Origin of the sequence: Streptomyces sp. NPDC088157, from assembly GCF_044741545.1 — a bacterium.
GTDB lineage: Bacteria > Actinomycetota > Actinomycetes > Streptomycetales > Streptomycetaceae > Streptomyces.
Window position 1 is genome coordinate 372,288 of sequence record NZ_JBIUSU010000002.1, and the last position, 26,570, is coordinate 398,857.

General features: G+C 70.7%; 24 protein-coding genes. 11 read left to right on the forward strand and 13 right to left on the reverse strand.

Features of this window, described 5'->3' with window-relative positions; translation table 11 throughout:
* The first annotated feature begins 24 nt into the window (after positions 1-24).
* Complete coding sequence (locus tag ACIPFH_RS07970) at positions 25-1,011, forward strand: NAD-dependent epimerase/dehydratase family protein (RefSeq protein WP_401824249.1); 987 nt, start codon at positions 25-27, stop codon at positions 1,009-1,011.
* A 115-nt stretch (positions 1,012-1,126) separates the two neighbouring features.
* Here ACIPFH_RS07970 and ACIPFH_RS07975 read toward each other — a convergent pair whose 3' ends face one another.
* Positions 1,127-2,557 (reverse strand): cation:dicarboxylate symporter family transporter, encoded by a 1,431-nt coding sequence (locus ACIPFH_RS07975; RefSeq protein ID WP_401825095.1) that lies wholly within the window; start codon positions 2,555-2,557, stop codon positions 1,127-1,129.
* Between the two features lie 122 nt (positions 2,558-2,679).
* Here ACIPFH_RS07975 and ACIPFH_RS07980 point away from each other — a divergent pair, with 122 nt between their 5' ends.
* The 3 genes from ACIPFH_RS07980 to ACIPFH_RS07990 are packed head-to-tail and all read left to right on the forward strand — an operon-like array spanning position 2,680 to position 5,913.
* A complete protein-coding gene (locus tag ACIPFH_RS07980) occupies positions 2,680-4,389 on the forward strand; it encodes an ATP-binding protein (protein WP_401824251.1) in 1,710 nt (569 codons plus the stop codon).
* Complete coding sequence (locus ACIPFH_RS07985; protein ID WP_401824253.1) at positions 4,386-5,081, forward strand: response regulator; 696 nt, start codon at positions 4,386-4,388, stop codon at positions 5,079-5,081. The genes ACIPFH_RS07980 and ACIPFH_RS07985 overlap by 4 nt, the downstream gene beginning before the upstream one ends.
* A gap of 31 nt (positions 5,082-5,112) precedes the next feature.
* Complete coding sequence (locus ACIPFH_RS07990) at positions 5,113-5,913, forward strand: helix-turn-helix domain-containing protein (protein ID WP_401825097.1); 801 nt, start codon at positions 5,113-5,115, stop codon at positions 5,911-5,913.
* Here ACIPFH_RS07990 and ACIPFH_RS07995 read toward each other — a convergent pair.
* The gene (locus ACIPFH_RS07995; RefSeq protein WP_356258254.1) at positions 5,910-6,935 is read right to left on the reverse strand and encodes an ATP-dependent 6-phosphofructokinase; all 1,026 of its coding nucleotides are present in this window, start codon (positions 6,933-6,935) and stop codon (positions 5,910-5,912) included. The two genes, ACIPFH_RS07990 and ACIPFH_RS07995, sit on opposite strands and share 4 nt — an antisense overlap.
* A gap of 175 nt (positions 6,936-7,110) precedes the next feature.
* Here ACIPFH_RS07995 and pta point away from each other — a divergent pair, with 175 nt between their 5' ends.
* The 3 genes from pta to pyk all read left to right on the forward strand — a co-directional run bounded on the left by pta (position 7,111) and on the right by pyk (position 11,953).
* On the forward strand, positions 7,111-9,201 hold the full coding sequence (pta, locus tag ACIPFH_RS08000) for a phosphate acetyltransferase (protein ID WP_401824255.1): 2,091 nt from the start codon (positions 7,111-7,113) through the stop codon (positions 9,199-9,201).
* The gene (locus ACIPFH_RS08005) at positions 9,198-10,403 is read left to right on the forward strand and encodes an acetate kinase (RefSeq protein WP_401824256.1); all 1,206 of its coding nucleotides are present in this window, start codon (positions 9,198-9,200) and stop codon (positions 10,401-10,403) included. Before pta ends, ACIPFH_RS08005 begins: the two co-directional genes overlap by 4 nt.
* A gap of 119 nt (positions 10,404-10,522) precedes the next feature.
* Entirely contained in the window at positions 10,523-11,953 is a 1,431-nt protein-coding gene (pyk, locus tag ACIPFH_RS08010) for a pyruvate kinase (protein ID WP_356258262.1), read from the forward strand.
* 130 nt (positions 11,954-12,083) lie between these two features.
* Here pyk and ACIPFH_RS08015 read toward each other — a convergent pair whose 3' ends face one another.
* From ACIPFH_RS08015 to ACIPFH_RS08030, 4 genes are all read right to left on the reverse strand, one after another.
* Entirely contained in the window at positions 12,084-13,466 is a 1,383-nt protein-coding gene (locus tag ACIPFH_RS08015) for a hypothetical protein (RefSeq protein ID WP_401824258.1), read from the reverse strand.
* Positions 13,456-14,091, reverse strand: a complete 636-nt coding sequence (locus ACIPFH_RS08020; RefSeq protein ID WP_401824260.1) for a DUF6114 domain-containing protein — start codon at positions 14,089-14,091, stop codon at positions 13,456-13,458. The genes ACIPFH_RS08015 and ACIPFH_RS08020 overlap by 11 nt, the downstream gene beginning before the upstream one ends.
* Before the next feature lie 118 nt (positions 14,092-14,209).
* Positions 14,210-14,842 carry a DUF6230 family protein gene (locus ACIPFH_RS08025; protein WP_401824261.1) on the reverse strand — a complete coding sequence of 211 codons (633 nt, stop codon included), beginning with the start codon at positions 14,840-14,842 and terminating at the stop codon, positions 14,210-14,212.
* Positions 14,843-15,486: 644 nt separating this feature from the next.
* Entirely contained in the window at positions 15,487-16,461 is a 975-nt protein-coding gene (locus tag ACIPFH_RS08030) for a tetratricopeptide repeat protein (protein ID WP_401824263.1), read from the reverse strand.
* 240 nt (positions 16,462-16,701) lie between these two features.
* Between ACIPFH_RS08030 and ACIPFH_RS08035 the strand changes: the two genes are divergently transcribed.
* Positions 16,702-17,352 (forward strand): TetR/AcrR family transcriptional regulator, encoded by a 651-nt coding sequence (locus ACIPFH_RS08035; RefSeq protein ID WP_401824264.1) that lies wholly within the window; start codon positions 16,702-16,704, stop codon positions 17,350-17,352.
* 250 nt (positions 17,353-17,602) lie between these two features.
* Here ACIPFH_RS08035 and ACIPFH_RS08040 read toward each other — a convergent pair whose 3' ends face one another.
* The 4 genes from ACIPFH_RS08040 to ACIPFH_RS08055 form a co-directional block, all read right to left on the reverse strand.
* Complete coding sequence (locus tag ACIPFH_RS08040; RefSeq protein ID WP_401824266.1) at positions 17,603-19,303, reverse strand: methylmalonyl-CoA mutase; 1,701 nt, start codon at positions 19,301-19,303, stop codon at positions 17,603-17,605.
* 160 nt (positions 19,304-19,463) lie between these two features.
* Positions 19,464-19,802, reverse strand: a complete 339-nt coding sequence (locus ACIPFH_RS08045; RefSeq protein ID WP_401824268.1) for a DUF3817 domain-containing protein — start codon at positions 19,800-19,802, stop codon at positions 19,464-19,466.
* A gap of 43 nt (positions 19,803-19,845) precedes the next feature.
* Complete coding sequence (locus ACIPFH_RS08050) at positions 19,846-20,355, reverse strand: MarR family transcriptional regulator (protein WP_356258283.1); 510 nt, start codon at positions 20,353-20,355, stop codon at positions 19,846-19,848.
* A gap of 11 nt (positions 20,356-20,366) precedes the next feature.
* A complete protein-coding gene (locus tag ACIPFH_RS08055; protein ID WP_401824270.1) occupies positions 20,367-21,785 on the reverse strand; it encodes an MFS transporter in 1,419 nt (472 codons plus the stop codon).
* Between the two features lie 73 nt (positions 21,786-21,858).
* On the opposite strand from ACIPFH_RS08055, the gene ACIPFH_RS08060 reads away from it, so the two are divergent.
* The gene (locus ACIPFH_RS08060; protein WP_401824271.1) at positions 21,859-22,845 is read left to right on the forward strand and encodes a DUF5937 family protein; all 987 of its coding nucleotides are present in this window, start codon (positions 21,859-21,861) and stop codon (positions 22,843-22,845) included.
* A 378-nt stretch (positions 22,846-23,223) separates the two neighbouring features.
* On the opposite strand, the gene ACIPFH_RS08065 is transcribed toward ACIPFH_RS08060, so the two are convergent.
* From ACIPFH_RS08065 to ACIPFH_RS08075, 3 genes are all read right to left on the reverse strand, one after another.
* Positions 23,224-24,210 (reverse strand): matrixin family metalloprotease, encoded by a 987-nt coding sequence (locus ACIPFH_RS08065; protein WP_401824272.1) that lies wholly within the window; start codon positions 24,208-24,210, stop codon positions 23,224-23,226.
* Between the two features lie 260 nt (positions 24,211-24,470).
* Positions 24,471-24,773, reverse strand: coding sequence for an MTH1187 family thiamine-binding protein (locus ACIPFH_RS08070; RefSeq protein ID WP_401824274.1), 303 nt, complete (start codon positions 24,771-24,773; stop codon positions 24,471-24,473).
* Positions 24,770-25,114, reverse strand: coding sequence for a DUF3817 domain-containing protein (locus tag ACIPFH_RS08075; protein WP_401824275.1), 345 nt, complete (start codon positions 25,112-25,114; stop codon positions 24,770-24,772). The genes ACIPFH_RS08070 and ACIPFH_RS08075 overlap by 4 nt, the downstream gene beginning before the upstream one ends.
* Before the next feature lie 169 nt (positions 25,115-25,283).
* Here ACIPFH_RS08075 and ACIPFH_RS08080 point away from each other — a divergent pair, with 169 nt between their 5' ends.
* Positions 25,284-25,916, forward strand: a complete 633-nt coding sequence (locus tag ACIPFH_RS08080) for an AIM24 family protein (protein ID WP_401825099.1) — start codon at positions 25,284-25,286, stop codon at positions 25,914-25,916.
* Position 25,917: 1 nt separating this feature from the next.
* Positions 25,918-26,568 carry an AIM24 family protein gene (locus ACIPFH_RS08085; RefSeq protein ID WP_401824277.1) on the forward strand — a complete coding sequence of 217 codons (651 nt, stop codon included), beginning with the start codon at positions 25,918-25,920 and terminating at the stop codon, positions 26,566-26,568.
* The last annotated feature ends 2 nt before the right edge of the window (positions 26,569-26,570 follow it).

A 26,570-nucleotide genomic window follows, 5' to 3' on the forward strand; every position in this document is an offset into this window, starting at 1 on the left:
TGCCACCCCGGGAGAATCATGGTCATGGAAAAGGCGCAGGAGGAAAAGACCCCGGAGGGAAGGACCCGCGACGGAAGGGCCCGCGAGGGGAACGTCCGTGAGGGGAACGTCCGTGAGGTACTGGTGATCGGCGGAAACCGCTATTTCGGCAAGCGGCTGATCGCCCGGCTGCTGGCCGCCGGGGACCGGGTGACGGTACTGAATCGCGGTTCGTCGGCGCCGCCGCCGGGCGCGGTCCACCTGATCGCCGACCGCGACGACGAGAACGCGCTGAACACGGCGCTCGGTGCGCGTTCCTTCGACGTCGTCGTCGACCAGGTCTGCTACACCCCGCGCCAGGCGGCGATCGCCCGCCGGGTGTTCGCCGGCCGCACCCGGCGCTACGTGCTGACGTCGACGGTCGAGGTGTACGAGTACGAGGACTCCATCGCCCTGGTGCGGGAGGAGGACGTCGATCCGCTGGGCGTGCAGGTGGATCTCGGACTCCCCTGGGACGAGCCGGAGTTCCTCGGCTCCCACTACGGCGAGGGCAAGCGGCAGGCAGAGGCGGTATTCGCGGCGGAACCGGCCTTCGCCCACGTGGCCGTCCGCGTCGCCCATGTGCTGGGCGGGGCCGACGACTTCACCGGACGGCTGGAGCACTACGCCTCCCGCATCCGCGCGGGTGAGCCGGTCACCGTGCCGACGGTGAACCACCCGGCGACGTACATCCACGTCGAGGAGATCGCCGACTTCCTCTTCTGGACGGTGGGCCAGGACTTCACCGGACCGGTCAACGCGGCCTCGCACGCCACGCTGACCACGCACGACCTGTGCGAGGCGGTGGCGGCGCACGTTCCCGACGGCCGGGCGGAGTTCCGGGAGGCCGACATCGGCGAGGTGTCCCCGCTGTCCTTCCGTCGCTTCTACGGCATGGACAACACCCGCGCCACCCGCCTCGGCTTCGCCTTCGGCAACGCACGCCAGTGGCTGGCGCGCGCGGCCGACGAGACCCTGGGGAAGGCGACATGAAAAAGGACCGGGCGGCCGAGCCACGGGGGAGTGCTCGGCCGCCCGGAGACGGTGGGGCTGGGCCCGGGTGTCCGGCCCCGGTTCAGGCGGGGCCGGACACCCGGAGTCGGGAGGCCTAGGCCTTGGCGAGTTCCTTCTCGCCGCCCTCGCGCTGCTCGGGCACGTCCACCGGGGCGGCGGCGTCGGCGGCGGCGTCGTCCAGCAGGGTCTTCTCGTCGAAGGGCAGCCCGCCGGCGAGCACCAGCTGGACCCGCTCCTTGTCGATCTCCTTCGTCCAGGTGCCGACGAGGACGGTGGCGACGGCGTTGCCCGCGAAGTTGGTCAGGGCGCGGGCCTCGCTCATGAAGCGGTCGATGCCGACGATGAGGCCGATGCCGTCCACCAGGGCGGGCTTGTGCGACTGGAGACCGCCGGCCAGGGTCGCCATACCGGCGCCGGTGACACCGGCCGCGCCCTTGGAGGCGACGAACAGGAAGAGCAGCAGCGGGATCTGCTCGCCGAGCGACATCGGCGTGCCCATGGCGTCGGCGATGAACAGGGACGCCATGGTCATGTAGATCATGGTGCCGTCGAGGTTGAAGGAGTAGCCGGTCGGGACGGTGATGCCGACGACGGGCTTGCTGACTCCCAGGTGCTCCATCTTCGCGATGAGCCGCGGCAGCGCGGACTCCGAGGAGGAGGTGGACAGGATCAGCAGGAACTCACGGGCCAGGTACTTGAACAGGGAGAGGATGTTCAGGCCCGAGACGACCTTCAGCAGAGCGCCGAGGACGATGAAGACGAAGAGGAAACAGGTGACGTAGAAGCCGAGCATCAGCACGGCGAGGCTCTTGAGCGCGTCCACGCCCGACGAGCCGACGACCGCGGCCATGGCGCCGAAGGCGCCGATCGGGGCGGCCCACATCACCATCGCGAGGACGCGGAAGACCAGGCGCTGGATGTGCTCGACGCCGCGCAGGATCGGCTGGCCGGCCGAGCCCATGGCCTGCAGGGCGAAGCCGCAGAGCAGGGCGATGAGCAGGGTCTGCAGGACCTCGCCCTCGGTGAACGCGGAGACGATCGTGGTGGGGATGATGCCGAGCAGGAACTCGGTGGTGTCCTTGGCCTCCGGCGAGACCTGCGCCTGCCCGGTCTCCTTCACGGCGTCCGTGATGGCGAGGCCCGTGCCCGGCTCCAGGATGTTGCCGACCACGAGGCCGATGCCGAGGGCGACCAGCGACATGACCATGAAGTAGCCGAGGGCGATACCGCCGACGGCGCCGACCTTGGCGGCCTTCCGTACGGAGCCGATGCCCAGGACGATCGTGCAGAAGATGATCGGCGAGATCATCATCTTGATCAGGTTGACGAAGCCGGTTCCGATGGGCTTCAGCTCGACGGCGAAGTCGGGGGCGGCGAGACCCACGGCGATGCCGATGGCGACCGCGACGATCACCGCGATGTACAGGTAGTGGGTGCGGTCCCGCTTGACTGCGGGTGCGGCAGGTGCCGTATCGGGGGTGCTGCTGGCGGCCACGGCTGCCCTCCTTGACGTCTTCGTCGGCATCACCGGCGTGCGGCTCACGTCCGGGGAGTTGTGGGGGATGCCGTGACTATCTCCCGCCCTGTGAGGGCGGTCACCCTTCCGTTCATTTAGTTCACACTTAACCTCGGGGGCACACTGGCGACATGCGCATCCCCGCCCTGCCCAGACCCCGCAGCCTGGCCGGCCAGCTGTTCGCCATGCAGGCCGTGCTGATAGCGGTCGTCGTCGCGGGATACGCGCTGTTCACGTACGTCAGCGACCGCAACCAGGCCGAGGAGGCGGCGGGCCGCCAGGCCACGGCCGTGGCCCGCTCGGTCGCCGACTCCCCCTCCGTGCAGGCGGCGATCCACACCGCGAACCCCACCGCCCGGCTCCAGCCGTACGCCCTGCGGGTCATGAAGGACACCGAGGTCGACTTCGTCACGATCATGAACCCGGAGGGCATCCGCTGGACCCACCCGGACGAGACCCAGATCGGCCAGCGCTTCCGCGGCAACACGGCGAAGGCCCTGAAGGGCGAGTCCTTCACCGAGACCTACACCGGCACGCTCGGCGCGTCGGTCCGCGCGGTCACCCCGATAGAGGACGGCGACCGGATCATCGGCCTGGTCAGCGCGGGCATCAAGGTCGAGTCGATCAGCAAGCGGGTGCAGGACCAGGTGACGGCCCTGTTCGCGGTGGCGGTCGGCGCACTCGCCCTCGGCGCGATCGGCACGTACGTGATCAACGCGTCGCTGCGCCGCCACACCCACGGCATGAACGCGACCGAGCTCAGCCGGATGCACGACTACCACCAGGCCGCGTTGCACGCGGTGCGGGAGGGGTTGCTGATGCTGGACGGGCAGTACAGGGTGGCGCTCATCAACGACGGAGGCCGGGAGCTGCTGGGCGTCTCGGGGGAGGTGGTGGGCATGTCGGTGGCGGACCTCGGCCTGCCGGCCCCGCTGACGGGCGCGCTGCTCTCCTCGGAGCCCCGGGTGGACGAGGTGCACCTCACGGCGGACCGGGTGCTCGTGGTGAACACGTCCCCGGTGTCGGGCGGCGAGCGCAGGGGCGCCGTGGTCACCCTGCGCGATGTGACCGAACTCCAGTCCGTGATGGGCGAGCTGGACTCCGAACGCGGCTTCACGCAGGCGTTGCGCTCACAGGCCCACGAGGCGGCGAACCGCCTGCACACCGTGGTGTCGCTGATCGAGCTGGGCCGGGCGGAGGAGGCGGTGGACTTCGCGACGGCGGAGCTGGAACTGGCCCAGGCGCTGACGGACCAGGTGGTCGCGGCGGTCAGCGAACCGGTCCTGGCGGCCCTGCTGCTGGGCAAGACCGCCCAGGCGAACGAGCGGGGCGTGGAACTGGTGGTGTCGCAGGAGAGCACCCTGGACGACGGCCTGCTGCCGGAGTCGCTTCCGGCCAGGGATCTGGTGACGATCCTGGGCAACCTGATCGACAACGCGGTGGACGCGGCCCAGGGGAGCACCCGGGCGCAGGTGACGGTGACCGCCGCGACGGAGGGCGCCGAGCTGCTGCTGCGGGTGGCGGACACGGGAGCGGGGGTCGATCCCGCGCACGCCTCCCTGGTCTTCGAACGCGGGTTCTCGACGAAGCCGGCGGGGCCGGGCGGGCGGGGCCTCGGCCTGGCCCTGGTCCGGCAGGCGGTACAACGGCACGAGGGCACGCTGTCGGTGGCGGAGGCCGTGGGCGGCGGCGCCGAGTTCCTGGTGCGCCTGCCGCTTCCGGCGACGGCCGCGTCCGGCACCGGCGGGCCCGGTGCGGCCGGTTCCGGTGCCGCCCGGTCCTCGGGTACGACCGGGTCGGGTACGGCCGCGTCGGCGTCGGGGTCTGGAGGCAGGGGATGACGAGCGACGAGCCGATCAGAGTGCTGGTGGTGGAGGACGATCCGGTCGCCGCGGACGCCCATGTGATGTACGTGGGACGGGTGCCCGGGTTCATCGCGGTGGGCAAGGCGCACACCGGCGCGGAGGCCCGGCGCCTCCTCGACCGTACGCCGGTGGATCTGCTGCTCCTCGACCTGCACCTGCCCGACGCGCACGGGCTGCAGCTGGCCCGCTCACTGCGGGCGGCGGGGTATCACGCGGACGTGATAGCGGTGACCTCCGCGCGGGACCTGACGGTGGTGCGGGAGGGCGTCTCGCTCGGGGTCGTGCAGTACGTACTGAAACCCTTCACCTTCGCGACCCTCCGGGACCGGCTGGTGCGGTACGCCGAGTTCCGGGGGGCCGCGGGCGAGGCGAGCGGTCAGGACGAGGTCGACCGGGCGCTGGCGACACTGCGCGCGCCGGGGCCCGCCGCACTGCCCAAGGGGCTGAGCGCGCCGACGCTGGAACGGGTGACGGAGGTCGTACGGGAGGCGGCGGAGGGCCTGACCGCGGCGGGGGTCGCCGAGGCGGTGGGCATCTCACGCATCACGGCCCGGCGGTATCTGGAGCATCTGGTGGAGGCGGGAAGAGCCGAGCGGAAGCCGTTGTACGGGCAGGTGGGGAGGCCGGAGCTGGTGTACCGGTGGGTGCGGACGGCCCGGGGGAAGTGAGCGCCACCGTAGGTTCCCACAACCGGTGACTATGTCCGAACACCCTGTAGTCACCGTCCCCCCGGCCCCCTATTTTGTCCCCGTGCCCAGACCCTCGACCCACACCCGTCAGCCAGGTCCCCCCTTCAACGCTCCGGCCGCCCGCAGGTTCCGCGCCGGCCTCGGCATGACCCCGGACCACGTCGCCCACGGCCTTCGCGGCTCCTACGCGCTCCCGCACGCCACCCCCGACCTGGTCCTGGCCTGGGAACGGGGGACACTCACCCCGACGCATTCCGAACTCACCGCCCTGGCGGGCGTGTTGTGGTGTTCGCCGGGTGAGCTGATCGGCAGACCCCGCACCCTGCGCGAACACCGCGTCGCCCGGGGCTTCGCCCCCGAGGACGTCGCCCGGACCGTGGGGCACGAGTTCCAGGCATACATGCGGATGGAGGAGAGCGGGCAGTGGCGCGGCACGGACCGGCAGTCCGCCGCCCTCGCCGAGCTGCTCGGGCTCTCGCTGCCCGACCTGGTCACCGTCACCGGCCACGAGGGCAGGCTCGCCGACCTGCTGCGCAGCGCGGCGCGCACGCGCTGGCAGGCCTACGTCGGGCCCGTGGGCAGGATCGTGCCCCTGGACCGGCGCCTCCTGGAGGACACCCTCCAGGAGCTGCACCAGGACTACCAGGGCCAGATGGTCGCCACGCTGAGCTGGGGCCACGGCAGCGCCGCCGGCGAGGCGAGCGACGCGGGCCGGGACTTCCTCGACCGGATCGTCGACACCTTCTGGACGAGCATGGAGACCCGGACCGCTCAGGGGCCCGCTTCGGGCGGGAGCGGGGGAACCGCCTAGAAGACCGACTCCGCTTCCTCGATCCGGTCCGCGGGCACCGTCTTCAGCTCGGTCACGGCCTCCGCCAGCGGCACCATCACCACGTCCGTCCCGCGCAGCGCGGTCATCCGCCCGAACTGGCCGCGGTGCGCCGCCTCCACCGCGTGCCAGCCGAAGCGGGTCGCGAGGACACGGTCGTACGCCGTCGGGACACCACCACGCTGGACGTGGCCGAGAATCACCGGTCGGGCCTCCTTGCCGAGCCGCTTCTCCAGCTCGTAGGCCAGCGCCGTGCCGATGCCCTGGAAGCGTTCGTGACCGAACTGGTCGATCGCGCCCTTGCTGTAGTCCATGGTGCCGTCGGCCGGGTGCGCGCCCTCCGCGACGCAGATCACCGCGAACTTCTTGCCGCGCGCGAACCGCTCCTCGACCATCTTCACCAGGTCGGCGGGGTCGAAGGGCTGCTCCGGCAGACAGATGCCGTGCGCGCCCGCCGCCATCCCGGACTCCAGCGCGATCCAGCCGGCGTGGCGGCCCATGACCTCGACCACCATCACCCGCTGGTGGGACTCCGCCGTCGTCTTCAGGCGGTCCATCGCCTCCGTCGCGACGCCGACCGCCGTGTCGAAGCCGAACGTGCGGTCCGTCGACGAGATGTCGTTGTCGATCGTCTTCGGGACGCCCACCACCGGCAGACCGGCGTCCGACAGCATCCGCGCCGCCGTCAGCGTGCCCTCGCCGCCGATCGGGATGAGCGCGTCGATGCCGAAGTCGTGGATCATGTCGGAGGCGCTCTCGCAGGCCTCGCGCAGCCGGTCGCGCTCCAGGCGGGACGAGCCGAGAATGGTGCCGCCGCGGGCCAGGATGCCGCTCACGGCGTTGAGGTCGAGGCCCCGGTAACGGCCGTCCAGCAGCCCGGCGTACCCGTCCTCGAAGCCGATGACCTCGTCTCCGTAGTTGTCGACGGCGCGGTGCACGACCGACCGGATCACTGCGTTCAGGCCGGGGCAGTCGCCACCTGCGGTGAGAACTCCGATGCGCATCGTGCTGTGTCTCCTGCTCGCTGTTGGTACCGGTGAGCCAGATTCGATTGTTTCACGCCGCCGATCGCGCTGTCTCTTGACGGGCGCCTTAACTACGCCCGGAGGTATTGTCAAGAGGGATCTGCTCACCTAGGTGGGCGATTTTTGTGTCCTCGTCAGGAAACGGAGAGCTCGCGTGACCCGCAGCGTGTACGTGACCGGAATCGACCGCGGCGACGGCCGTCAGGTCGTCGAGCTGGGAGTCATGGAGCTCCTGACCCGGCAGGTCGACCGGGTGGGCGTCTTCCGCCCCCTCGTCCACGACGGGCCCGACCGCCTCTTCGAGCTGCTGCGCGCGCGCTACCGGCTGGCGCAGGATCCGGCCACCGTCTACGGCATGGACTACCACGAGGCGTCCGCCCTCCAGGCGGAGCAGGGGACGGACGAACTGGTCTCCACCCTCGTCGAGCGGTTCCACCGCGTCGCCCGCGCCTACGACGTCGTCCTCGTGCTGGGCACGGACTACGCCGACACCCAGTTCCCGGACGAACTCGCCCTCAACGCGCGCCTCGCGAACGAGTTCGGCGCGTCCGTGATCCCCGTCGTCGGCGGCCGCGGGCAGACGGTGGAGTCCGTGTTCGCGGAGACCCGCAACGCCTACCGGGCGTACGAGGTCCTCGGCTGCGACGTCCTCGCCATGGTGACCAACCGGGTGGCCCCGGACGACCGGGAGGAGATCGCCGCCCGGCTCGCGACCCGGCTGCCCGTGCCCTGTTACGTCCTGCCCGACGAGCCCGCCCTCTCCGCGCCGACCGTCGCGCAGATCAGCCACGCGCTGGGCGCGAAGGTGCTTCTCGGCGACGACTCCGGTCTCGCCCGGGACGCGCTCGACTTCGTCTTCGGCGGGGCGATGCTGCCGAACTTCCTCAACGCGCTGACCCCGGGCTGTCTGGTCGTCACCCCGGGCGACCGGGCCGACCTGGTCATCGGCTCGCTCGCCGCGCACAGCGCCGGCACCCCGCCGATAGCCGGCCTGCTGCTCACCCTCGACGAGGTGCCGAGCGACGCGATCCTCACCCTCGCCGCGCGCCTCGCCCCCGGCACCCCCGTGGTCTCGGTGCCCGGCAAGAGCTTCCTCACCGCCGAGCAGCTGTTCTCCCTCGAGGGCAAGCTGAACGCGGCCACCCCGCGCAAGGCCGAGACCGCCCTGGGTCTCTTCGAGCGGCACGTGGACACGAGCGAGCTGCTCGGGCGCGTCTCCGCGCCGAGCACCGACCGGGTCACGCCGATGATGTTCGAGCACAAGCTCCTGGAACAGGCCCGCTCCGACAAGCGGCGGGTCGTCCTTCCGGAGGGCACCGAGGAGCGGGTGCTGCACGCGGCCGAGGTGCTGCTGCGCCGGGGTGTCTGCGACCTCACGCTGCTCGGGCCCGTCGACCAGATCCGCAAGAAGGCCGCCGACCTGGGCATAGATCTCGGCGACTGCTCGCTGATCGACCCGGCCACCTCGGAGCTGCGCGACTCCTTCGCCGAGAAGTACGCCCGCTTCCGCGCCCACAAGGGCGTCACGGTGGAGCTGGCCTACGACGTCGTCTCGGACGTGAACTACTTCGGGACGCTGATGGTCCAGGAGGGGCTCGCCGACGGCATGGTCTCCGGCTCGGTGCACTCCACGGCCGCCACCATCCGGCCCGCCTTCGAGATCATCAAGACGAAGCCGGACGCCGACATCGTCTCGTCCGTGTTCTTCATGTGCCTCGCCGACAAGGTCCTCGTCTACGGCGACTGCGCCGTGAACCCCGACCCGGACGCCGAGCAACTCGCCGACATCGCCATCCAGGCGGCGGCGACCGCCGCCCAGTTCGGGGTGGAGCCGCGGATCGCGATGCTGTCGTACTCCACCGGTACGTCCGGCTCGGGCGCCGACGTCGACAAGGTGCGGGAGGCGACGAAGCTCGTCCGCGAGCGGCGCCCCGACCTGAGGATCGAGGGGCCGATCCAGTACGACGCCGCCGTGGAGCCGACCGTCGCCGCGACCAAGCTGCCGGGCTCCGAAGTCGCCGGACAGGCAAGCGTGTTGATCTTCCCGGACCTCAACACCGGCAACAACACCTACAAGGCCGTGCAGCGTTCGGCCGGCGCGATCGCGGTCGGGCCGGTGCTCCAGGGCCTGCGCAAGCCGGTCAACGACCTGTCCCGGGGCGCCCTGGTCCAGGACATCGTCAACACCGTCGCCATCACGGCGATCCAGGCCCAGACCCCGAGCGAGAAGGCGACCGCCCAGTGACCGCGACCCGTGTCCTCGTCCTCAACTCCGGCTCCTCGTCGGTGAAGTACCAGCTGCTCGACATGCGGGACAGCAGCCGGCTGGCGAACGGGCTCGTCGAGCGCATCGGTGAGCGGTCCTCGCGGCTCGAGCACACGCCCCTCGCGACCGGCGGCGAGAGCCGTGAGCGGACCGGGCCGATCGCCGACCACGACGCCGCGCTGAAGACGGTGGCGGAGGAGCTCGCCAAGGACGGGCTCGGTCTCGACTCCCCCGAGCTCGCCGCCATCGGGCACCGTGTCGTGCACGGTGGCAAGCACTTCACCGAGCCGACCGTGATCGACGACGCCGTCCTCGCCGAGATCGAGCGGCTGATCCCGGTCGCCCCGCTGCACAACCCCGCCAACCTCACCGGCATCCGTACCGCGTCGGCCCTGCGCCCCGACCTGCCGCAGGTCGCCGTCTTCGACACCGCGTTCCACACGACGATGCCGGAGGCGGCGGCCCGCTACGCGATCGACGTCGAGACCGCCGACGCGCACCGCGTGCGGCGCTACGGCTTCCACGGGACCTCGCACGCCTACGTCTCCCGGGCGACGGCGAAGCTGCTGGGCAAGGCCCCCGAAGAGGTGAACGTCATCGTGCTGCACCTCGGCAACGGGGCGTCCGCCTCGGCCGTCGAGAGGGGCCGGTGCGTGGACACCTCGATGGGGCTGACGCCCTTGGAGGGGCTCGTGATGGGTACGCGCTCCGGGGACACGGATCCGGCCGTCATCTTCCATTTGGCGCGTGTTGGTGGAATGTCCATCGACGAAATCGACACTCTTCTCAACAAGAAGAGCGGGCTCGTCGGGCTGTGCGGTGACAACGACATGCGGGAGATCCGGCGCCGGATCGACGAGGGTGACGAGCGGGCGAAGCTGGCCTTCGACATCTACATTCACCGGTTGAAGAAGTACATCGGCGCCTATTACGCCGTGCTCGGCCACGTGGACGCGGTCGCGTTCACCGCCGGGGTCGGGGAGAACGCGGCGCCGGTGCGGGAGGCGGCCGTCGCGGGCCTGGACTCCCTGGGCCTGGCGGTGGACGACGCACGGAACGCGGTACGCGGTGACGAGCCGCGGCTGATCTCGCCCGCCGGCGCGCGGGTGGCGGTCGCCGTGGTGCCGACGGACGAGGAACTGGAGATCGCGACACAGACCTACGCACTGGTGAGGCGGTAATGATATGCGGCTCCGTCGCGAGGCAACTGTGCAGGAAAGCAACTGAGCACGCTCCCGCCCATTTGTATCTTCCGCCAGACGGAATATTCCGTAGCGAAACAAACCGATAGGATCGCCCCATGCGCCGTTCGAAAATCGTCTGTACTCTCGGCCCCGCGGTCGACTCCCATGAAATGCTCGTGTCGCTGATCGAGGCCGGCATGAACGTGGCCCGCTTCAACTTCAGCCACGGCACGCACGCCGAGCACCAGGGCCGTTACGACCGGGTCCGGGCCGCCGCCAAGGAGACCGGCCGGGCCATCGGTGTCCTCGCCGACCTCCAGGGCCCGAAGATCCGGCTCGAGACCTTCGCCGAGGGCCCGGTCGAGCTGGTGCGCGGTGACGAGTTCACCATCACCACCGAGGACGTCCCCGGTGACAAGACGATCTGCGGCACGACGTACAAGGGCCTGCCGGGCGACGTCTCGCGGGGCGACCAGATCCTCATCAACGACGGCAACGTCGAGCTGAAGGTCCTGGACGTCGAGGGCCCGCGGGTGAAGACGATCGTCATCGAGGGCGGCGTCATCTCCGACCACAAGGGCATCAACCTGCCCGGCACGGCCGTCAACGTGCCCGCGCTGAGCGAGAAGGACATCGAGGACCTGCGGTTCGCGCTGCGGATGGGCGCCGACCTGGTCGCGCTGTCCTTCGTCCGGGACGCCAAGGACGTCACCGACGTCCACAAGGTCATGGACGAGGAGGGCCGCCGGGTCCCCGTCATCGCCAAGGTGGAGAAGCCGCAGGCGGTGGAGAACATGGAGGACGTCGTGGCGGCGTTCGACGCCGTCATGGTGGCCCGTGGCGACCTGGCCGTCGAGTATCCGCTCGAGAAGGTCCCCATGGTGCAGAAGCGCCTCATCGAGCTGTGCCGGCGCAACGCCAAGCCGGTGATCGTGGCGACCCAGATGATGGAGTCGATGATCACCAACTCCCGTCCGACCCGCGCCGAGGCCTCCGACGTGGCCAACGCGATCCTGGACGGAGCGGACGCGGTCATGCTGTCCGCCGAGTCGAGCGTGGGCGCGTACCCGATCGAGACCGTGAAGACGATGTCGAAGATCGTCACCGCGGCCGAGCAGGAGCTGCTCAGCAAGGGCCTCCAGCCGCTCGTGCCGGGCAAGAAGCCGCGCACTCAGGGCGGTTCGATCGCGCGTGCCGCCTGTGAGATCTCCGACTTCCTCGGTGGCCGGGGCCTGGTGGCCTTCACCCAGTCCGGCGACACCGCCCGTCGGCTCTCCCGCTACCGCGCGGCCCAGCCGATCATCGCCTTCACCACCGACGAGGGCACCCGCAACCAACTGGCGCTCAGCTGGGGCGTCGAGTCGCACATCGTGCCGTTCGTGAACAGCACCGACGAGATGGTCGACATGGTCGACCAGGAGATCGCCAAGATCAACCGGTTCAACCCGGGCGAGATCGTCATCATCACCGCCGGCTCGCCCCCCGGCGTGCCCGGCACCACCAACATGCTCCGCGTCCACCACCTCGGTGGCGGCTCCCGCGACTGAGCCGAGGGTCCCGTGAAGGGGCCTGTACGGCGCTGAGGGCGCCCCCTGCGGCAGGGGGCGCCCTCAAGCGTTGTGCGGCTCCCGGAAGGGCTTGTGGGGCGACCGGCGGCTTCTGTCGGCCCTGGGGCGCTCAGCCGGACGTGTACTGGTGCAGACCGGGGATGGAGAGCGTGCCGCCGAACTGGCCGGCCTGCTGGACCTTCACGTTGGTGAAGTAGATCAGCGGGATGTTCAGCGGCGGCGGGCTCTTCGGGCTGAAAGTGATGGGGATCAGGCCGAACAGGTTGCCGGAGATGCTCTCCGTGTACATGATCGTGTCGCCGTCACGGATGGTGGACGTGGTGCCCTTGCCCGCCTGCACGTGGTAGGTCTTGCCGCTCTGCTTGTCGTCCACGGTCTGGTGCAGGTCGCCGATGTCGGTGCCGTCGGAGATGACGTACTTCAGCACCTCCTTGACCGTGCCGTTGGCGGTCTTCACCTTGACGACGCCCTGGTAGTCGGCGCCCTTGAGGAGCAGCGAACTGGCGTTCAGGTACCAGGGGTCGTCGGGCAGCCTGATCTTGTTGTCGATGCCGCCCTCGTCGTCCGTGGCGACGGGGCAGTCGTCGGCGTCCGTGCCGGCGCTCTCCGAGGGGCTCGGCGAGGCCGTGGCGTCGGCGGCGGCATCCTCGGTGTCCTTCGCCGTCTCCTCGGCCGTGTCGGCGGCGTCCTTGGCCGTGTCCTTCGCCTTGTCGGTCACGGCGTCGGTCTTGTCCTTGGACGTGCCGGACGCGTCCTTGCCCGACGAACCCGAGGAACCGGAGTCGGAGGTGTCCGAGGAGCCCGAGCCGGAGTCCGACGACGAGTCGCCGGCCGAGGCCGAGGCCGACGGCGACGGGCTCGAAGTGGCCGTCGCCTCGGAGTCCTTGCCGTCGAAGAGGTCGGTGATGGCGTCGCCGATGGTCTCCAGGACGTTCTTGTTCGTCTCGGAGGCCGACGGGCTCGCCGTCGCGGTGTCGCCGGACGTCGTCGACTTCTCGGGCGCGGCGGCCGACGGGGACGCGGCGGGAGCGGGCTCGGCCGCGTCGTCGGAACCTGAATCCGACGAACCGGAGTCACCCTTGTCGCCCGAGCCGCTCGAGGTGTCCTTCGAGTCGTCCTTGGAGCTGTCCGAGGAGTCGTCCTTCGAGTCGTCCTTGGAGTCGTCGGCGGACTCGCTCGCGCTCGCCGAGGCGGACGGCGACGGCGAGGCCGACGCGGAGGCGTCCGCGCCCTCGAGGGCCGCCACGCAGTCCTTGTACTCGTCGATGGTGAGGCTCTTGGACGCGGGCTGGTCCTCGGCGTTGGCGAGGGTCGGCGTGAAGCCCATGCCCATCAGGACGGCCGTCGGCATGGCCGCCAGGGCTATCGCCTTGCCGGCCGGCATGTGGAACCTGGTGAAGAGCGGCTTCTTTGGTGCCGCGTGCCGCGGCCCGGTGGTTCTCACGCGGGCAGCGTCCACATCGCTCCCGGTGGAAACCTCGTCAGCCGGCACTGTGCCTCCCGTTCGCCCCGTTGGCCGGGCTCGTTCCTGACAGATCGTGCAGATCGTGCGGCTCGCCCGCCCCGTCGTCCTTGGTGAAGGACGGCTTCCCGATGGGGGCCGGGCCCGTGCTGTAAGGGTTCTCGGTGAGGTCGCCCGCCGCGGCGGGGCTATCGGGGAACGCGCCCTCGGGGGCGTCTCCGGCACTCGCGCCGGCCTCGGGGGCCTGGGCCTGGGCGGGCGGTGTGCCCGGCACCCAGGACACGGCCATCGCTCCGCCGATCAGCGACAGCAGGAAGCCGATGAGGAAGCCGCCGAGATTGGACACCGGGATGGACACCAGGCCGAGCAGGATCGCCGCGACGCCTGCGAAGACCTGTACGTGCTTCTGGAACCACAAGCTGATGCCCAGCACGCCCAGCAGCACGCCGATGATCAGCGAGCCGGCGCCCGCGGTGGTCGCCATCGCCAGCGTCAGGTGGCCCACCTGGAGGTGCGCGTAGGGGAAGTAGGCGATGGGGAATCCGCCGAGAAGGACGAACAGGCCCGCCCAGAACGGCCTGGTGCCCCGCCAGGCGCGGAACTGCTGCCTACGGCGGGTGAACTGGCCGGGGGCGACAGGGGTCTCGGCGCTCATGGAAAACAGCTCCCTGGTGCGGCGTTGCTGTGGTGGTGAGTCGAACTGCTGGTGAAGCCAGGGGCTTCAGACTGGACGGGCGGGGGCGCCACCGGCCCCCCCGCCCGTCAGAGAGTGCTTAGTAGCACTCCTTGACACCCGTCGACAGCGACATCTTCAGGCCGCTGAGCTTGAAGGTTCCGGCAGTGGTGGCCCACGCCGTCTGCTTCACGTCGGTCAGCGTGGCGGAGTCCGCCTGCTGGGCGAACCCGTACGGGTTCGCCGCGTCACCGCTCTTGACGCCCGGACCCTTGCTGGCGTCCTTGGCCGCGACGCCGATGTCGATGTTCTTGAACACGGCGTCCGCGCTCAGGTCCTCGACGTCGATGTAGAGGTTTTCGGCCTCCACCGGCGTACCGTTGCCACCCGCCTTCAGCTGAAGGCTGACGGAACCGAGCAGCGGGATGTTCGGGGTGACCACGGACTGGCACATGTTCGTGATCGAGGCGCTCTTGAACGCCGAGACGGCGACGGCGTGAGCCGTCTTCTTGCCGTCGAGGGTGTAACCCGAGTCGATCGCGCCGTACTGCGAGAAGCCCGTGCCTTCGAGCTTGTCGGCGGTCACCTTGAACGACTGACCGGACACGCTGAACGACGCGGCCAGTGCACCCTGCGCGAGGGCGACACCTATACATGCCGTCGCTGCGACGCTGGGCACCATGACCACAGCGAAGCGCTTCCATCTGGTCCCGCCACGCACCTGGGACTCCATATTTCCTCCTTCTCGGACGTACATCTCCTGACCCTGACTCGCCCCCTCGTACGGCGGCTCAGCCGGGCAGGGATGGGAGAAGTGCTACGTCCTCGGGAAGGGGAGCGCCTGTTCCGGAGGCGCGAACCGCGCACCGATCACCGGCGATCACCCCCGAGCGACAACCACTGGTCGCGCCTGACACGCATCACGCACAACCTTGCTGGACAGGCTTCGACGCAGCGAAGACCCCCCTGCCCAAGAGCCGACTCCACTGCCGGCGGCTCTACTCGGTGGGGACCCAGGAAAACCCGTTGACCCAACCGGCTGTCGGGGTACGGGATTGGACCGAGCGTGGCCGATCGTGGTGCATTCTCGCCGCCCGCACAAGGGGGTTCGTTACTCGCTAGTAACGGCCGGATAACCGAACAACGACCCATAGGTCTCGACCGGCCACACAGGGTGTCATCGACGCCCGGGACAAAGCTGTTGATCGCTGGACAGAAACCGACAGACCAGCGCCCAACTCTTACTGGCAGTAACAGCGGCCGCGATTACCAAGATTTGGTAAAGCGCGGCCGCATGGGAACCACATCAGCAGAATTTTCACTCGGGCACCACGAGCTCCGACGTTTAGTGACTGGTCAGAACCGGCGCCCGCCCGCTCAGAACAGGGCGCGCGCCAGCGCCCGGCGGGCCGCCGCCACCCGGGGCTCGTCCGGCCCTACGACCTCGAACAGTTCGAGCAGTCGCAGCCGCGCGGCGTCCCGGTCGTCACCGGCCGTGTTCCGCACGGTGTCGATGAGCCGTCCGAAGGCGTCCTCGACATGACCGCCCACCAGATCCAGGTCGGCCGCGGCGATCTGCGCCGCGACGTCCTTGGGCCTGTCGGCCGCGTCCCTGCGCACCTGCTGCGGGTCCATGCCACCCACCCGTTGGAGCAACTCGGCCTGGGCAAGGCCGAGTTGGGCTTCGCTGTTGCCCGGGTCGTCGGCGAGCACGTTCTTGTACGCCTGCACCGCGCCGCCGAAGTCACCGGCGTCCAGCGCCCGCACGGCCGCTTCGAGCAGCAGGTCGTACGGCCCGACGGGATCGGCCGGAGCCTCCTCCACCGCGCCCGGCTCGGCCTCGGCGTCGACGGTCAGGCCGGTGAGCCCGAACCGCTGCTCGGCGACCTGCACCAACTGGTCGAGGGTCTGCCGGATCTGCGCCTCGCCGGCGGCTCCCTGGAAGAGCGGCAGCGCCTGCCCCGCGACGACCGCGAAGACGGCCGGGATGCCCTGCACCCCGAACTGCTGCATCAGCATCTGGTTGGCGTCGACGTCGACCTTGGCGAGCAGGAAGCGGCCGTCGTACTCGACGGCGAGCCGCTCGAGGACGGGGCTCAGCTGCTTGCAGGGCTGGCACCACTCGGCCCAGAAGTCGATGACGACGGGCACCTCGGCCGACCGCTGGAGGACCTCCCGCTCGAAGCCCGCCTCATCGACGTCGATGACGAGATCGGCCGGGGAGACGGCCCCCGCGCCGCCTTGCCGAGCCGTTTCGGCGCGCGTCTGCTCCGCCTTCGCCTTGGCCTCCTGGGCCGCCTTCACCGCGGCGAGGTCGACGACTCCGCTCATGGACATGTTCCGTGGCTGCATGCGTCTATCCTCCCCCGTCCGCGCGCCTGCGTGAAAAGCGTTCCGAATACGTCCCGAACATCCCGAACACGAGCGCCTGGGTCCCCACCCCGCACCCCGCCGGGCCGACCGGCCCGCGCACGTCCGACGCGAGCTTTCGCTACGAGTCGTAGCGTAATGGCACGGAGTGCCTCCGCACCACCACCCCTCGGTGATCTCCCTCACGGAAGCCCATGACAAACCGCCGGTTATGGTCTGGGAATGCAGATCCGCACCCCCGCCTGCCGTCCCGGCCGTCCGCGCAGCGCCGCCGCGGACACCGCGATCCTGGCCGCGACCCGGGAGGCGCTGGTCGAGCTGGGCTGGTCGAAGCTGACGCTGGGGGACGTGGCGACGCGCGCCGGGGTCGCCAAGACGACCCTCTACCGCCGCTGGGCCGGCAAGAACGAACTGGTGGTCGACGCGGTCGCGGAACTCTTCGGCGAACTCGAACTCCCCGACCGCGGCAGCCTCGCCGCCGACATCGAGGGTGTCGTCCTTCAGTTCGCCGCGATCCTGGCCCGGCCGGAGGCCAAGAGCGGCCTGATGGCGGCGGTCGCCGAGTCCACCCGCGACGACGCCCTGCGCGAACGCATCCGGGCCTCCATCGTCGAACCGCAGAAGGACCTGGTCCTCGAGGGCCGGGCCCGCGCCCAGGAGCGCGGCGAACTCCCCCCGCAGACCGACCCGGCCGAGGCCGCCCGTACGGTCGACCTCATCTTCGACGTCGTGGCCGGTGCGGTGGTCCACCGCACCCTGGTCAGCGCGGAACCGGCGGACGAGGAGTGGGTGCGGAGCTTCACGCGGATCCTGCTGCTGGGCCTGACGGCGTCCACCGGATCCTCCGGGGACGTCCCCGCCGACGAGGTCTGAGAACGAGATCCGAGAACGAGGGCGGCGCCTCGCCCCCGCCCTCACCACTTCCCGCGCCTCTGCCTCCGGCCGCGCGTCCGCGAACTGGCCCTACGAGAACCTCGGTCTGAGCGACTACCTGGCCAAGGTCGACACGATGGTCCGCAAGGTCGCCGCCCGGCCCGACGCGGACACGTTCGTGTCTGACTGCGCATCCGCCGCTGACTGCGCATCCGCCTGCGCCTCTGCCGAACGCCGTCGGCGCCCACGGCTAGAACCCCGGGGGCTCGGTGTACACCCCCCACTCCTCGCGCAGCACGTCGCAGATCTCTCCCAGCGTCGCCTCGGCCCGTACGGCGTCCAGCATCGGCCCGATCATGTTGGAGCCGTCACGGGCGGCGCCCAGCATGGCGGCGAGCGCGCCCCGCACCGCCGTCTCGTCCCGGGCGGCCTTCCGCGCGGCGAGCACCTGTACCTGCTCCCGCTCCACCTCGTGGCTGACCCGCAGGATCTCCAGGTCCCCGGTCACCGAGCCGGTGTGCGCGTTGACGCCGACGACCCTCTTCTCCCCCTTCTCCAGGGCCTGCTGGTACCGGAACGCCGACTCCGCGATCTCCCCGGTGAACCAGCCGTCCTCGATCCCGCGCAGGATTCCCGAGGTGATCGGCCCGATCGGGTGCCGCCCGTCGGGGTGGGCCGGCAGCCCCCGCTCCCTGATCCGCTCGAAGATCCTCTCGGCGTCGGCCTCGATCCGGTCCGTCAGTTGCTCGACATACCAGGAACCGCCCAGCGGATCGGCGACGTTGGCGACCCCGGTCTCCTCCATCAGCACCTGCTGCGTGCGCAGCGCGATCTCCGCCGCCTGCTCGCTCGGCAGCGCGAGGGTCTCGTCGAGGGCGTTGGTGTGCAGCGAGTTGGTCCCGCCGAGCACCGCCGCGAGGGCCTCCACCGCCGTGCGCACGACGTTGTTGTACGGCTGCTGGGCGGTCAGCGAGACCCCGGCCGTCTGGGTGTGGAACCGCAGCCACTGCGCCTTCTCGGAGACGGCCCCGTAGACGTCCCGCATCCATCGCGCCCAGATCCTGCGCGCCGCGCGGAACTTGGCGATCTCCTCGAAGAAGTCGACGTGCGCGTCGAAGAAGAAGGACAGCCCGGGCGCGAACACGTCCACGTCGAGACCGCGGCTGAGCCCCAGTTCCACGTACCCGAAACCGTCCGCCAGCGCGTAGGCCAGCTCCTGAGCGGCCGTCGCACCGGCCTCGCGGATGTGGTAGCCGGAGACGGACAGCGGCTTGTAGGCGGGGATGCCGACCGCGCAGTACTCCATCAGGTCGCCGATGAGGCGCAGGTGCGGCTCGGGCTGGAAGAGCCACTCCTTCTGGGCGATGTACTCCTTGAAGATGTCCGTCTGGAGCGTGCCGTTGAGCACGCCCGGGTCGACGCCCTGCCGTTCGGCGGCGACCAGGTACATGCAGAAGACGGGGACGGCCGGCCCGCTGATCGTCATGGAGGTCGTGACGTCACCCAGCGGGATGTCCTTGAACAGGACCTCCATGTCGGCGGCCGAGTCGATGGCGACCCCGCAGTGCCCGACCTCGCCCAGCGAGCGCCGGTCGTCGGAGTCGCGCCCCATCAACGTGGGCATGTCGAAGGCCACGGACAGGCCCCCGCCGCCGTTGGCCAGGATCATCTTGTAGCGCTCGTTGGTCTGCTCGGCGTTGCCGAACCCCGCGAACTGCCGGATGGTCCACGCGCGTCCCCGGTAGCCGGTCGGGTACAGGCCGCGCGTGAAGGGGTACTCCCCGGGCCAGCCGATCCGCTCGAAGCCGTCGTACGCGTCACCGGGCCGGGGCCCGTACGCCGGCTCCACGGGGTCCCCGGAGAGCGTGGTGAAGTCCGCCTCACGCTTGCGCGAAGCGTCGTACCGGGCCTGCCAGCGGCGGCGGCCCTCCTCGATGGCGTCAGCGTCCATGCGTCAAATTTACTAGGACGTCCAAGTAAGTGTCGACGCGAAACCGGTAGGACATCCAGGTGACTGTCCGCGACCGACCGCCGGACCGCCGCACGCGCGTGTGCGTGCACGGCGGTCGGGCCGACGCCGGGGCGTGGGATCAGCGGGGGCAGCGCCCGCTCTAGGCCTTGGCGGCCACGGGAGCCTCGTCCGCGACCCCGGCCGCCAGCTCGCGGTTGATCCTGCGCTCCACGAAGAAGGCGGCCGTCGGAACGGTCCCGGCCAGCAGCACCCAGAGCTGCTTGCCGACCGGCCACTTCGCCTTGGAGCCCAGGTCGAAGGCGAAGACCAGGTAGAGGACGTAGAGCCAGCCGTGCGCGATGGCGACGACGCGGGTGAAGTCCGCGGCCCCGTCGACGTCCAGGCCGTACTTGGCGATCATGCCCAGGCACAGCAGGACCAGCAGCACACCGGTGACATAGGCCAGGACGCGGTAGCGGGTCAGCACGCTCTTCTTCATGCCGTCGAGCGTAACGACCCGTTCCGGGAGATCTTGCCCCGGGTCACTCCTCGTCGAAGTCGCCCGCGGCCACCCGCAGCGGCCTGAGCATCGCGAAGATCTCCCCGCACTCCTCGGCGTCGTACGCCCCGAGGCCGAAGTCCATCGCCATCAGGTCACGGGTGGCCGCCTCGACGGCCTCACGGCCCTTGTCGGTGATGACGGCGAGGGTGCCGCGGCCGTCGTTGGGGTTGGGGCGCCGGGCCACCAGACCCGACCTGACCAGGCGGTCGACGGTGTTCGTCACCGACGTGGGGTGCACCTGGAGCCGCTCGCCGATCTTCGACATGGTCAGCTCGCCCTCCTTGGAGAAGGTGAGCAGCACCAGCGCCTCGAAGCGCGCGAACGTCAGGCCGTACGGCTTGACCACCGCGTCGACCTCGGCGAGCAGGATCTGGTGCGCGCGCATGATCGAGGTGATCGCGGCCATGGACGGCACGTTTCCCCAGCGCTGCTTCCAGAGCTCGTCGGCGCGGGCGATGGGGTCGAAGGGGAGACTGGACGGTTTCGGCACGCCTCCAGACCTTACCGGCCGGTCACATCATGGTCAGCCCCGTCTCGCCTTTCGGTCCGCCGGACCTCCCGGGCCGCGAGCACGCAAGCGACGGTACCCAGCACACCCGCCCCCGCGACCGCGCCCGCCACGCCCACGAGCTCCGCGGCCACCCCCGCCAGCGCCATGCCGACGCCCTGGAACGTCATCAGGCCGGCGGTGAGCAGCGTCATGGCCCGGCCGCGCAGTTCCTCGGGCACGTCCCGGACGATCCACTGGTCGAGGCCGAGGGTGTACGCCGACCCGGCGCCCGAGACCACCAGAAGGAGCAGCGAGACGCCGAGGCCGGGGTGGAGGGCGTAGCCGAGATAGGGCAGCAGGGTCACACAGACGAGGGGCAGCGCGACGCGCTCGCGGGTGACCGGGCGCAGACGGGCTCCCGCGTACAGCTCGCCGGCGATCGCGCCGACCGGCAGCGCGCACATCAGCAGGCCCAGGCCGGCGGGGCCGACGCCGAGGTCGTCGGCGTAGGGCGCGGAGAGCGCCTCCGGGGCGACCGTGAAGGTCGGCGGCACCCAGAAGAGCAACAGCAACGCCCGCACCCGCCGGTCGGCGAGGATCTGCCGGGCGCCCTTGAGGGAGTCCGTGACCAGCGCGCCGCCGGTCCGGGCCCGGGCGGGGCGGCGGCGGGTGCCGAGCCGCAGCAGGGCGGCGGAGGCGAGGAACGTGCCGACGGTGACGAGGAGTGCCTGGCGCGGGGAGGCGACGGTGAGCAGCAGCCCGCCGAGTCCGAAGCCGGCGAGCAGCGCGCTCTGCGCGGTGATGCGCAGCAGGGAGCGGCCGAGGACGAACAGGTCGCCGTCACCCAGGATGTCCGCGAGGGTGGCCATCCGGGTGCCCGCGAAGACCGGCGAGACGACGGCGAGGCAGCAGCGCAGGGCGAGCAGCACGGCGAGGGGCGCGCCCGGCGCCGTCATCGGCATCACGCACACCGCGCACACCAGGTCGCAGCCCACCAGCACGCGCCGGGCCGGGAAGCGGTCGGCGACCCCGGCCAGCAGGGTGCCGCCGACGACGTAGGGCAGGAAGCCGAGGGCCCAGGCCAGGGCGCTCATCAGCGGCGAGCCGGTCAGGTCGTAGACGAGCACGGACAGCGCGACCTCGGCGACGATCACACCGAGCATGGACAGCAGGTGGGCGGCGAAGACGGCCCGGAACTCGCGGACGGCGAAGACGCGGCGGTAACCGCCCCGCGGCGTCTTGACCGCGTCGGCCGCGGTGGTCGCGGAGGCCGCGGAGGCCGCGGAGGCCGCGGTGGTCGTGGGGGCCGCGGTGGTCGCGGGTGTCGTGGAGGCCGCGGAGGCCGCGGAGGCCGCGGGTGTCGCGGAGGCCGCGGTGGTCGCGGGTGTCGTGGAGGCCGCGGTGGTCGCGGGTGTCGTGACTTCTGACATGGCAGCAGCGTGCTCGGACCGGGACGCGCACCCTAGAGTTTCGGGCACAGCCGAATGTCCGAGGGGTGAGGTCGTGCCGTCGCATCTGCACTTCGGGGAGGACGACTTCCTGCGCTGCCGCTTCGCCGTGTCGCCGCTGTGGGAGACGCAGGAGGTCGCGCGCACCCTCAAGCGGCCCGACCGGCAGGGCTACCACGCGCCCTGGCTGCGCCGGATCCGGACGGCCGCCGAGGCCCTCGACCTGACCGGGCTGTGGCTGCTGATGCCGCGCCGGGGCCACTCCCCCGACTGGCTCTGCCCGCCGCCGGTCGGGCCCGCGGCCGGGTTCGAGGAGGAGATCGCAGCGGTGCGGTCCGCCGATCCGCGGGCCGCCCTCGCGGACACCGCCCGTTCGCTGGCGGACACTCCCGGCGCGCTGGACTCGCCGCGGGGACGGGCCTGGCTGGCGGATCCGGAACGGATGATCCGGGAGCTGAGCGGCGTACTGGAGGAGATCTGGCACACCCTGCTCGCGCCGGACTGGCCCCGGCTGCGCGCCCTGCTGGAGGCGGACGTCGCCTTCCACTCGCGACGGCTGGCCGAAGTGGGCCTGGGCGGAGTGCTGCCGGAGATCAACCCGCGTTGCGGCTGGCGGGCGGGGACACTGACCGTCGCCTGGAACGGCGAGCACGAGCGCCACCTGGGTGGACAGGGCCTGGTGCTGATGCCGAGCGTGTTCTCGTGGCCGGACGTGGTGAGCGGTTTCGATCCTCCCTGGCAGCCGACGCTGGTGTACCCGGCGCGGGGGATCGGCGGCCTGTGGACCGACGCCACGGCGCACTCCCCCGAGACGCTGGTCCGGCTGCTGGGCCGGGGCCGCGCCGCCGTGCTCGCAGCGCTCGACGACCCGGCCAGCACCTCCGCCCTCGCCCACAATCTCGGCCTCGCCCCGTCCTCGGTCTCCGCGCACCTGACGGTGCTGCGCGACTCCGGACTGCTGGTGTCCCGGCGATACGGCCACCAGGTGCTCTACGAGCGGACGCCACTGGGGATGGCGCTGGTGTCGGGAGGCGCGCAGTAGGCGCGGTGCTCTGCAGCGGGGGGCCCTCAGCAGGCGCGGTGCTCGATGGCGGGGGCGCTCAGCAGGCCCCGGGCTCAGAGGCGGAGACGCTCAGCAGGCGTGCTCGGCAGCAGGAGCGCTCAGCAGGCCCAGGCCTCGATGGCAGGGACGCTCAGCAGGCATGGTCGGCAGCAGGAGCGCTCAGCAGGGGTTCTCGGCGGCGGGGATCAGCAGGCGACGTGCTCGACAGCAGGGACGCTCAGCAGGCGCGGTGCTCGGTGGCGGGGCGCCCAGCAGGCCCCGTGCTCGGCAGCGGAGGCGCTCAGCAGGCGTGCTCGGCGGCAGGCGTCCTCAGCAGGCGCCGTGCTCGGCAGCGGCCCGGCTCAGTAGAGGCCGGGCTCAGTAGAGGCTGCGCAGGCCGAGGACGTCGCCCTTGCCGAGGGTGCGGGCGTCCGTGGAGCAGGCGAAGGAGTTCGCGTACATGGTGAGGTTCTCGTGTCCGGCGCCGGAGTGGCCGAGGCCGAAGACGTGCCCGGCCTCGTGCGTGGCGACGCTGCGGATGTCGTACGCGTGCGCGCAGCTGCCTGCCGGACGGTTCGTGAACGGGAAGTCATAGGTGTTGAAGCGGACGTCCGCCTCGAGCAGGGCTTCGGGGCCGCCGCCGGGCACCGGCCGGCTCCATGAGCAGGTCGTCGCGACGGCCGCGCTTCCGATGTCGCCCGCGTCCCACACGCTCAGGCCGTCCCGGTGGGTACAGCGGGCCTCCCCGTCGATGCCCGCCTCGTTGCCGGTGCTCGACAGGAACCTGGCGTTCGCCCTGACCGTGTCGTCGTAGCCGCAGTCGTTGCGGCTCGTGGTGATGGTGGCGACGGCGTCCTCGAAGGCCCGCCGGGCTTCGTGACGGGAGAGCCCGCCCGGCAGGGGGCCGTCGCCGATGAACCACTTGTACGTGCCGTACTCCTTGCGGTCCTCAGTGGAGTAGGCGCCGTCGGCGCAGGGGGCGGGGGCGTCGGCGCGGGCCCTCGCGACGGCTTCGGTATGGCCCGCGTGGTCCGCCTCGTAGACGTAGGAGACCGTGCCGTCGGCGGCGACCGCCAGGGTGAAGCCCTGCGCCGAGCCGTCGGCCGTGAGCGCGTCGACGCTGACCGTCGTGCCGGGTTCGGGCACCGCCACTCCGGCGCCGGCGTGGGTGACCACGCGGCCGACGGCGAGGCAGTCGAACACGGAGGAGCCGGCGGGCAGGTCGTCCACGGTCAGCTCGCCCCGGGCGAGTGCGCACGCGGCCGGCCGGGGCACTTCCCCCACGCAGACCACCGACAGCGATGCCACCACCAGGAACGCCGTGATCGCCCTGCCGACCAGCCCCGGTCCGCGCCGCCGTGCCACCGCACACTCCCCTTCGCTGCCACGCCACCGCGCGGAACTTGATCAGCCTCGGGAGACATTGACCAGGCGGCACCGGCCAAAACCCTCACGGATGCCATCCGTTCGAGCGACAAGACGAACGGATGTTCCGTCGTCGGCGAGGGCCACTTCGGCACCGTCAGCCGCGGCTCCTGCTCGCGCCACCACGCGGCCCTCGTCTCGTACACCTCGCGCGGCGGCGGCACCGGACCGTCCGGAACAGACGGTTGCGGACGCTCCCTCTATTCCGGCCGCTCCCCCAGATGCCGTTCCACCGTCTCCACCTTCGAGGTCAGGCCGTCCGTCACGCCGGGGCGGATGTCCGCCTTCAGGACCAGGGAGACCCGGGGTGCCCGCGCCTCGACGGCGGCCACCGCGCGCTTGACGACGTCCATGACCTCGTCCCACTCACCCTCGATGGAGGTGAACATGGCGTCGGTGCGGTTCGGGAGGCCGGACGCGCGGACCACCCGGACGGCGTCGGCGACGTAGTCGCCGACGTCCTCGCCGACACCGAGCGGGGTGACCGAGAAGGCGACGATCATGCCTTGGCCACCGCTTCCTGGCGGGCACGGGAGGCGATGACCGCGTCCTCGGCCTCACGGCGCAGCTTGCGCTCGGCGAAGAAACCGCCGGTCGGCAGGACCGACAGGACGAAGTAGAGGGCCGCGGTCCTCAGGGACCACTTCGTGCGGTTCCAGGCGTCGGCCCAGAAGAGCACGTACAGGATGAACAGCATGCCGTGGACCATGCCCATCGGGCGGACCGCGTCGAAGTCCGTGGTCCGCTTCAGCACCGAGCAGACCAGCAGCAGAAGGAAGGAAACGGCCTCGGGCGCGGAGACCAGGCGCAGGCGGCGGAGGGCGGAGGCTGTCTTCAGGTCCACGGGTCACCTTCGGGGGGAGATACGGCGACGAACAGTCGGTTTGTGAATGCACGCACAAGCGTTCGTCCATTGTGGCAAACGGTTCACCTAGGGGTGCGTTCAGGGTCGTGCTCCACCTCCGGGTGCTGTTCGGCGCACCCTTCCGGCGGATACCTTTCGCAGCGTGGCGATGTTTCGACTTCAAGGCAGCAAGGTGCTCGCCGTCGACGTGACCGGGGACGCCGTGAAGGCGAAGAACGGCTCCATGGTCGCGTACGACGGGCAGATGGCCTTCAAGAAGCTCAGCGGCGGCGGTGAGGGCATCCGGGGGATGGTCACCCGGAGGCTCACCGGCGAGCAGATGATCATGATGGAGGTGAGGGGGCAGGGCACCTGCTGGCTGGCCGATCGTGCCTCCGAGATCAATCTGGTCCAGCTCCAGGGGGACAAGCTCTACGTCGAGTCGAGCAACCTGCTCGCGACCGACGGCGGGCTCAGGACCGGGACGAGTTTCACCGGACTGCGCGGCGCGACCCAGGGCAACGGGCTGTTCACGACGACCGTCGAGGGCACCGGCCAGGCGGCGATCACCTCGGACGGGCCGGCCGTGGTGCTGCGCGTCAGCCCGCAGTACCCGCTGACCGTCGACCCCGGCGCCTATGTCGCGCACCAGGGGAACGTCCGGCAGTCCTTCCAGTCCGGTGTGACCTTCCGCACGTTCATGGGCGAGGGTGGCGGCGAGGCCTTCCAGATCCGGTTCGAGGGGGACGGCCTGGTGTACGTCCAGCCGAGCGAGCGCAACACGATCGCGGGGGATGTGTGACATGACCTTCCGTGAGATCAACTCCAAGATGGTCGAGGCGACCGTCATCCCCGGCCAGCGGCTCTTCAGTCAGCGCGGAGCCATGCTGGCCTACCGCGGCGAGGTGTCCTTCACACCCAACGTCCAGGGCGGGCAGGGCGGGGTGATGTCCATGATCGGACGGCGGCTCGCCAACGAGGACACACCCCTGATGACCGTCGAGGGCAGCGGCACGGTTCTCTTCGGCCACGGCGGCCACCACGTGCAGGTCATCCGGCTCACCGGCGACACGCTGTACGTCGAGGCGGACCGTCTGCTCGCCTTCGAGGGCACCCTCCAGCAGGGCACGATGTTCCTGGGCTCCCAGGGCGGCGTCATGGGCATGGTCCGCGGTCAGGTGAGCGGCCAGGGTCTGTTCACCACCACCCTGAAGGGGCAGGGGGCCGTCGCCGTGATGGCCCACGGCGGAGTCTTCGAGGTGCCGATCACCCCGCAGCGCCCGGTGCACGTCGACCCCCAGGCCTATGTCGCCCACCACGGCGACGTCCGCAACAAGCTGTCGACCGCGCTGGGCTGGCGGGACATGGTCGGCCGCGGCTCGGGCGAGGCGTTCCAGCTGGAGCTGAGCGGCAGCGGTGCGGTGTTCGTCCAGGCGTCGGAGGAGAAGCTGTGAGC